Source organism: Tenacibaculum sp. E3R01, assembly GCF_003318185.1.
GTDB classification, from domain to species: domain Bacteria; phylum Bacteroidota; class Bacteroidia; order Flavobacteriales; family Flavobacteriaceae; genus Polaribacter; species Polaribacter halocynthiae.
The window spans coordinates 1-7,268 of sequence record NZ_QOCC01000032.1 but is presented as its reverse complement, the minus strand read 5'-3'; the positions used below and the strand labels follow the sequence as shown (position 1 = coordinate 7,268).

At 29.2% G+C, this 7,268-nt stretch carries 10 protein-coding genes; all 10 read right to left on the bottom strand.

Features of this window, described 5'->3' with window-relative positions; translation table 11 throughout:
• Window positions 1-307: 307 nt before the first annotated feature.
• Window positions 308-484 (bottom strand): hypothetical protein, encoded by a 177-nt coding sequence (locus DS884_RS18690; RefSeq protein WP_233487194.1) that lies wholly within the window; start codon window positions 482-484, stop codon window positions 308-310.
• Window positions 474-755, bottom strand: coding sequence for a hypothetical protein (locus DS884_RS18685; RefSeq protein ID WP_233487193.1), 282 nt, complete (start codon window positions 753-755; stop codon window positions 474-476). The genes DS884_RS18690 and DS884_RS18685 overlap by 11 nt, the downstream gene beginning before the upstream one ends.
• Before the next feature lie 63 nt (window positions 756-818).
• Window positions 819-2,399 carry an Eco57I restriction-modification methylase domain-containing protein gene (locus DS884_RS18225; RefSeq protein ID WP_113787783.1) on the bottom strand — a complete coding sequence of 527 codons (1,581 nt, stop codon included), beginning with the start codon at window positions 2,397-2,399 and terminating at the stop codon, window positions 819-821.
• Between the two features lie 5 nt (window positions 2,400-2,404).
• The gene (locus DS884_RS18220; protein ID WP_255414835.1) at window positions 2,405-2,899 is read right to left on the bottom strand and encodes a PaeR7I family type II restriction endonuclease; all 495 of its coding nucleotides are present in this window, start codon (window positions 2,897-2,899) and stop codon (window positions 2,405-2,407) included.
• 124 nt (window positions 2,900-3,023) lie between these two features.
• Complete coding sequence (locus DS884_RS18215) at window positions 3,024-3,575, bottom strand: hypothetical protein (protein WP_158530882.1); 552 nt, start codon at window positions 3,573-3,575, stop codon at window positions 3,024-3,026.
• A gap of 137 nt (window positions 3,576-3,712) precedes the next feature.
• Window positions 3,713-4,264, bottom strand: coding sequence for a hypothetical protein (locus tag DS884_RS18210; protein WP_113787780.1), 552 nt, complete (start codon window positions 4,262-4,264; stop codon window positions 3,713-3,715).
• A gap of 42 nt (window positions 4,265-4,306) precedes the next feature.
• Window positions 4,307-5,158 carry an IS3 family transposase gene (locus DS884_RS18205; RefSeq protein WP_113787779.1) on the bottom strand — a complete coding sequence of 284 codons (852 nt, stop codon included), beginning with the start codon at window positions 5,156-5,158 and terminating at the stop codon, window positions 4,307-4,309.
• Window positions 5,158-5,529 carry a transposase gene (locus DS884_RS18200; protein WP_093870395.1) on the bottom strand — a complete coding sequence of 124 codons (372 nt, stop codon included), beginning with the start codon at window positions 5,527-5,529 and terminating at the stop codon, window positions 5,158-5,160. The genes DS884_RS18205 and DS884_RS18200 overlap by 1 nt, the downstream gene beginning before the upstream one ends.
• Before the next feature lie 183 nt (window positions 5,530-5,712).
• Window positions 5,713-6,213, bottom strand: a complete 501-nt coding sequence (locus DS884_RS18195; protein WP_113787778.1) for a barstar family protein — start codon at window positions 6,211-6,213, stop codon at window positions 5,713-5,715.
• A 174-nt stretch (window positions 6,214-6,387) separates the two neighbouring features.
• A complete protein-coding gene (locus DS884_RS18190; protein WP_113787777.1) occupies window positions 6,388-7,170 on the bottom strand; it encodes a hypothetical protein in 783 nt (260 codons plus the stop codon).
• Window positions 7,171-7,268: the final 98 nt, after the last annotated feature.

The following is a 7,268-nucleotide window of genomic DNA, read 5'->3' as shown; positions in this document are numbered from 1 at the left end:
TGGAGTAGAGTTTACAAAGTTGGCTCTTTGTGTGTTTTCCGATTGTAAGTTCGGCTAAAATTTTTAATTTGAAAGGTTCACTGTAACGTCTAATGACTTTGTCATTTCTATACATAATGTTTAAAATTATGTAGCCTTATTTCAGGACGGGTCATTATGTTGCACAACGTGTTTGTGTATGATTTCGTTGCGTGTTTCAGCAACTAATTTAGCAAATACAAACCGAATAGAAAATCCGTGAGGATTTTCGTAAGTGGTTGATTACTATAGATTAATTATATACAGTGTTGCCATTAGTTTTTAGTTATTATTTTTTCAAATAAGATTCCACTTCTTTTTTTCCATATTTGTTTTCAATATTCATTTCAATTTGTATTTTATTTTCTTTCCTAGTTAATTTTCGATTATATTTAAATCCGCCGTTGATTTGTTTTAAAGTATCTGCATTTATTTTTTGTCCGTCTACAATACTGTCAAACTTCACAAAATAACTCTTGCTTGGGGGTATATCCAACAACTAGAAGTTCAATATTAAAATCTGAACGCCTTTCGTAAGTGTTTTTCGGATTGTAAATGTCTCTAAACGAAATGCTGTCAAATACAAATTTATTATTTATTTCCGCCACAATTTTTCTCAGACTATCATTTTCTGCACGTAAAATTTCCATTTCTGCAATCTTATTTTCTGTTTGATTAATATCAGTACAGCTTGAAATTAATAAAGTTGAAAGTATAATTATTATCGGTTTATTCATTTTTTTAATTACTTACAACGTTTGGTATAAGAGTAGTGGCGGGTTTTTACTCTGATTCTTCTATTAAACCGCTACCTTTTTTTTATTCACTGTCTTTGGATTAATTACTATATCCGCCATTACTTTTATACGGTGTTGGGTGCAGTATTTATTAATCACTTTGTTTATATTTTCTAAATTCCGTTTCTCGTATGATTCAATTAATTTTTTTCTGTCAGAATTATTAAATTCAGTTAGTTGCGGAATTCTTAATTTCTTTAATGTTTGGGTTTGAAAACGTGGTAATCCACCATTCATTCTAATCCCAATTTGAGAAAGCTGGTTTTTAATGAAGTCAGACATAAGTATACAGGCTAATATTTTCAATTTGTTTAAGTCCGTATGTGTTATGTAATATATATTGTGATGAGGATAAAACTTACCTTCATCTATGAAAAGAAACTTACAACCTGAAAGATCAGGTAGTAGTAATTTGTATCTTTTCTGTAAATCAGGTTTTATTTTGTCGATTGTTTTATACCAAAATTTAGGCGTTTTTTTTGCTATGTGTCGTTTTAGTAAAATTTCTTTTTTTGATTCGAAATAAGATTCTAAATTAGGATATTTACTTAAATCACATAATTCTCCATCAATGAATGGATTAATTACATAAGAGTTATCCCAATTGATAGTTTCTCCTTTAAGACAGTTAGATTTGATTATAGGAATAACTCTATTTCTTTCTATTCCATTTAATTCAGACTCTTTTTTTAGATATACTTTATCAGTACCTGTTGCTACTCCAATACCAATTTCAAAACCTTGTTCTATAATTCCAATCAAAGAGCTATGGTTGATATTGTAGTCTAAAAATAAATTTTGCCAAGATTCATTTTTTGGTGAAGTTATTGAATCAAATCTCAAGCTGTTTATATCAATGATTTTTTCTTGAGATTCGTAATATTCTGTTAGTTTTCCTTTACTATTTATTATTGTAGTTATACAAGGATAGGCAATAACCTCTTCATCAAACACATTAGCTTTTTCTATGTTTACTATTTTCGAAATATGATAATCTTCAGCTATCATTTTTCTTAAAGGTCGTCCATATTGGTTGAAAAGCCACCTATTTGAACATATAAATGAGAGTAAACCATTAGGAGATAATAATTTCAATGATTTTTCGTAAAAAAGGACATATAAATCTGCTCTAAACTTGAAAGTTGAAAAAACTTTTTTGTATTCACTCTTTAGTTTCGTGTCTATTATTTCGTGTCTAATATATGGAGGGTTTCCAACAATACAGTCAAATTTAAAATCAAAGTCCTTGAATAAAAAATCAGTATTTGAAAAAATATTTTTTTCAACTTTATTAGATTTGAAACCTAAACTCTCAATAGTTTCTAAAATATTATTTTCAAGATTTTCGCAACTTGAACTATCTAATTCTACAAACCTTACATTTTCATTTATCGCTTTTATAAAGTCGAAGTCATAGTTTCTTGATGATTGAAAAAGACGTTTGATTATTTCAATAGCAAAAGCACCTTGACCTGATGCAGGTTCAAGAATTTTAATCTTTTTTAGATTGTTAGAAGGAACGTATTTCACTTCATTTAGTTGAGTAAAAACTTCCCCGTGTTTTCTGCCATTTTTACGCTCCATACACCTTATTTAAATTCATTCAATTGACCAATTAAATGTCCGACAAAAGAGTAAAGAAATGAATCAATAGATGATTCTTCTGCTACATTTCCAAATGTCGAATCTTGCTTTGACCACATTAAACAACATTGAGAATAATGTCTTTCTAACATTAGTTTTTGACAAAGTATTTTATATCTATCGAGATATGAGCCACCAATAAATTCAGGTAACACTTTAAAATGAGGTTCACTAACTCTTACTGGTTTGGTTGATTTCTCTGATTTTTCAACGAGCATTAAATATCCAACCCAAGGTGCTGATTGATTTGGGTAGGCTTTTTCTCTATAGGCTGTCCATAAATCGATTGCACTTCCTAAAGATTCTTCAGTTCGGTTATTGAAATTATTTCCAAATGAACCAACTTGAGATTTAAGTTCAATTACTGAAATTAATTTTTTGTTTGGGGAAATAATTAGTAAATCCCAATCTTTTGTGGGTCTAAAGTAACGGTCTCGTATAACCGTCAGTTACGGGTTTTAAATTACTACTTTTCGGTTAAGCACTGACGTTTGCAATTCCGAGTGGATTCGGACGCAGTCGAATCCGTCGTAATTGCGGTTATACATTGTTGTACGCAGTTTTTTATTTCAGAATTGTCCATCCTTTTTTTGTTTTCTTATAGTAATACAAGTTATCCAATCCAGTTCCACAAATTAGAAATGGTCGATAATCGTAATCTCTGATAACAGCAATTTTAGTTTCAGTGTTGTAAATTGGAAAGGAAACATTGTGAATAAATTCTCCATTAAATTTTGAATCCCATAACGCTTCTAAATCAATAGAATCATTTTTTTCAAAGAAGGAATCGTATTCTTTCCAATTCATTACAGTTATACCTTTTATCTTATCTGTTTCCCAATATTCAGAAGTGAAAATTGGATAAGGTGCCGGAATTTCAGTAAAGTTTAAAATTCTATCAGATTCTATAAATGTATGTTCAAATTCTGGACTTTTCAATTGTCGGTTATTCCAATATATTATCGAGTCTGCATCATTCTTTTTCAGTTGCCCAATAAGATGAGCATTTATTATTTCATATGCGTCTTGCTCGGTAAATTCCGATATTACTTTTTCCTCTTTTTGTTTACAGCTAAAGAGTATAATCAAAAACGATATGATTGTTAGTTTTCTCAAATTGCGTACAACGTGTTTGTATAAATTTAGTTGCGTTTTTCAAGTAACTAATTTACTAGATTAATCACGAACGGTGAAATTCCGAAGGAATTTCCCAAGCGAGCTAAAACCAGCAATTAATTTTATATGATGTTGTGCTACGTTATTTTTTCTTTCAGTTTTTCGTAACAATATTTTCTTTTTTTTCTTCTATTTTTTCCTTTTATATAACCTTTTACTTCATTCGTTTCAGGTAAATATTCTAACCATTTTTCAGAACATCCGCCAATCGCATAATCCTTTTCGTCTTCATTAGGTTGACTATATTCGTTTTTTTGAGTTTTGTAAATTCCGAAAACATAAATTTTGTCAATTACAAACAGATGAATGCTTTCTCGACAATCAACTCCGTCACTTCCGTAAATTTCAAAGATTTTCCTTACTTCTTTCCCTTTTATTAATTCAATAACTTCAACTTTTATTGATTGATAATATCTTTTATCAGTTTTGATCAAATAATCTCCAAAATTGTCATCACTACTTAACGTTTTCCCATCTTCAAAATGCCACAACATTTCAACAACTTTGGCTTTAATTATTACTTCAGAATATTTAGAAGATTTTATAAAATTCCCGCCCCATTTGCAACTACAAGCAAAAGTCAGACTTGAAATCAGAAGTAAAATTATTGTTAGAATTTGTTTTTTCATAATGTCTAGTCCTGAAATATGGCTACAGGTTAAAATTGATTTTTAAGCTGATAATTTATATACCATATTAGGTGTTTTATAGTCTAAAGATAAGTGTAATCTTATTTCGTTGTATAAATTAATTGCATTTTTTGCCGCTCTCTTTGCGTGACTCACGTTATCAAAGGTTTGGTCGAGATAAAATTCATCTTTTAAAATTCCATTTACGCGCTCTGCCATTGCGTTTTCGTAACAATGATTTTCTTGGGTCATACTAATCTCTATCTTTTTTCTTTTAAGTATTTGTGTGTACAGATTACTACAATACTGTATTCCTCTATCCGAGTGATGAATGAGTTGTTTAATGTCTTTAGCTTGATAAATAGCCTTATTAAGAGCTCTTACACATCCTTTTAATTCTAAACTATCACTTAGGTCGTAACCTACTATTTTCCTTGAATGCATATCAGTTATTAAGGCTAGGTAACAAAATCCTTTTAGGGTTCTAATGTATGTTATATCAGAGACCCAAACTTGGTTAGCTTTAGTAATTTTTAAGTCTTTTATGATGTTATTATATTTATAAAAACGATGATATGAGTTTGTAGTTCTAGCACTTGTTTTCTTTCTAAGTGTTAGCATCTGATTCTTTCTAAGCACATTAAATATAGTGTCTCTACCAATTTTAATATTCCCTTTATTAAAATCTACATCTAATGATTTCACAAGTTTTCTTACACCTTCTCTAGGAAGGGATTTGCGTCTTTTTTTAACGATGTTAATAATCTGTTGTTCTATTTTTAAACGTTTATCAGCTCTAGATTTGTATTTATAATACGCGTCACGTTTATGTCCAAAACAATGGGTTATAGTCTTTAAAGAAGCAAATCCCTTAGCTTTTTCTTTAGCTTTAATTAAGGCTTTATACTTAACTTTTTTTTTAGTTCAGCAATAGATTTGTAACCGAGATCTTCCGCCGCTACTTCAAGATAGGATTCTTCGATCATAGCATCCAGATCTTTTTTAAGTAGTAATTTTTTAAGCTGTTCTATTTCTTTTTGAAGCGCTTTAATTCTAGATATTTCGTCTTTAGTTTCCACTTTTACTCTGGTGTTCATTAAGTCTTTACGGTTGTATTTTTTAATCCACTCATTTACTGTTGTAGGAGCAATGGAATAGAGTTTACAAAGTTCGCTCTTTGTGTGTTTTCCGATGGTAAGTTCGGCTAAAATTTTTAATTTAAAAGGTTCGCTGTAACGTCTAATTACTTTGTCATTTTTGTACATAATGTTTAAAATTATGTAGCCTTATTTTAGGACGGGTCAAAATGTTTTACAACGTATTTGTGTATGGTTAGTTGCGCAATTTTAACGTAAAAGTAATTAAAAAACATGAAATTAATTGTCTGCGAGATTTTTCCGAAGGAATAAGTCCGTGAGCAATTAATTATACATTTTGTTGTGCTTTCGTTATTTTTTTCTGTCAGAATCAAACCATTCATGTGAATTCCAACTTGGACTTATTCCACCCAATTTTGGAAAGTTCAAATCAGGATTGTTCGTTTGTACAAGTCCAATTAATTTTTGTCCAGTTACAAGCCAAATTCGAGACTCGTCTGCAATATTTTCAAGAATTCCTTCTGCAAATTTTCCATCTTCTTCAACAAAGTTGTCGAAATTCCTAAAAACTAATATTAACCCTTTATATTTTTTGTTATATAAATCGGCAAGACAATCATTGAATGCATTCAAATTCTCTCCATAATAATCTGGAAAATTCAGAGCAGTTTTTAATTTCTGATGAGCGTTTTTACGATTCCAATTCCGACAATCCATTTCTGTAACCTCAAAATTATTATTATTAAACCAAACTAAATCTTTGTCCAAAATTTCGTTTTTGAAGTATTTACATATTGGACCATCTTTCAGTATTTCAATATCTCTTTTTATTTTTTCTTCTTTTAGTCCCATTTTTCGTTTTAAATCCGTGTATTTTGGATAATGAAGCACAACGTGTTTGTATAAGATTAGTTGCGGTTTTGTGTGCGAGGATTTTCCGAAGGGAAATCAGACGTAACAAAAATGCAACGACCTTTGTTTAAGTCTAAAACAGCAATTAATTTTATATGGTGTTGTACACAGTATTTATTTTGTTAATTCTATTTGGAATTTTGTAGCATTAAATGCTATTTTCAACCCTCTAAGATTTGTTTCAGTTTTATTCGTTTCAAATAATTGATTCAGATATTTGACTTGCTTAGTTACATTTTCATTATTTTTTTTAAAAATTAGGTATTTTAAGAGAAGTAAATTCCCCATAATTTTATCTGATATACTCAAGTCACTTTTATTTAAAAGTTCGTCTAAAGTACTTTTTATCTTAGTATCGTTATCAGATAGCTCATCAAATAAATACGCATTAGCTAAATCAGATTTTTTCGTAGTTGAGTAATCATTCTGATTAGACATATCTTTTCTGTAAGTCATTTTGTTTCCATTTAGAAAATACCATCTTGTATACGAATTATTTTCTATTTTGATTTCTTTTTCAAACTTCTTTTTCTTTACACTCCAATTCGTGAAAGCAATTAAAAGTTCAGTTCCGTCATCTTTCTTTAAAATTGCAAATCTAATTAAGTAACTTCTTTTCCCTGGTTTTTCAATTTCAATTTCTAATTTGTTCTCTATTGAAACATATTTTTTAAGAGCTTTTATAATTGATGAAACATCTTCGGTATTGGCTTCTGGAAAAAGATTTTCTCTCAAAAATAAGTCGATATATAAATAATGAGTTAAATAAAAATCATCCATTTTCAGATAATTTACTTCTGTCAAATGATCTGTTTTAATATTTATTTTTTCTGATTGTGCATGTCCAAAACTTATGAATATTACTAATATTAAAAGTGTAATTATTTTTCTCTTCATTTTCTTGATTTATATTGTGTACAACGTATTTGTGTATGGTTAGTTGCGTAATTTTAACGTAAAAGTAATTAAAATAGATGAAATTAATTGTCTGCGAG

What these genes read in the sequence shown, in the direction of transcription:
- DS884_RS18195 (WP_113787778.1), bottom strand. Translation starts at nt 6,213, where the DNA reads ATGGGACTAAAAGAAGAAAAAATAAAAAGAGATATTGAAATACTGAAA.
- DS884_RS18225 (WP_113787783.1), bottom strand. Translation starts at nt 2,399, where the DNA reads ATGGAGCGTAAAAATGGCAGAAAACACGGGGAAGTTTTTACTCAACTA.
- DS884_RS18210 (WP_113787780.1), bottom strand. Translation starts at nt 4,264, where the DNA reads ATGAAAAAACAAATTCTAACAATAATTTTACTTCTGATTTCAAGTCTG.
- DS884_RS18190 (WP_113787777.1), bottom strand. Translation starts at nt 7,170, where the DNA reads ATGAAGAGAAAAATAATTACACTTTTAATATTAGTAATATTCATAAGT.
- DS884_RS18200 (WP_093870395.1), bottom strand. Translation starts at nt 5,529, where the DNA reads ATGTACAAAAATGACAAAGTAATTAGACGTTACAGCGAACCTTTTAAA.
- DS884_RS18685 (WP_233487193.1), bottom strand. Translation starts at nt 755, where the DNA reads ATGAATAAACCGATAATAATTATACTTTCAACTTTATTAATTTCAAGC.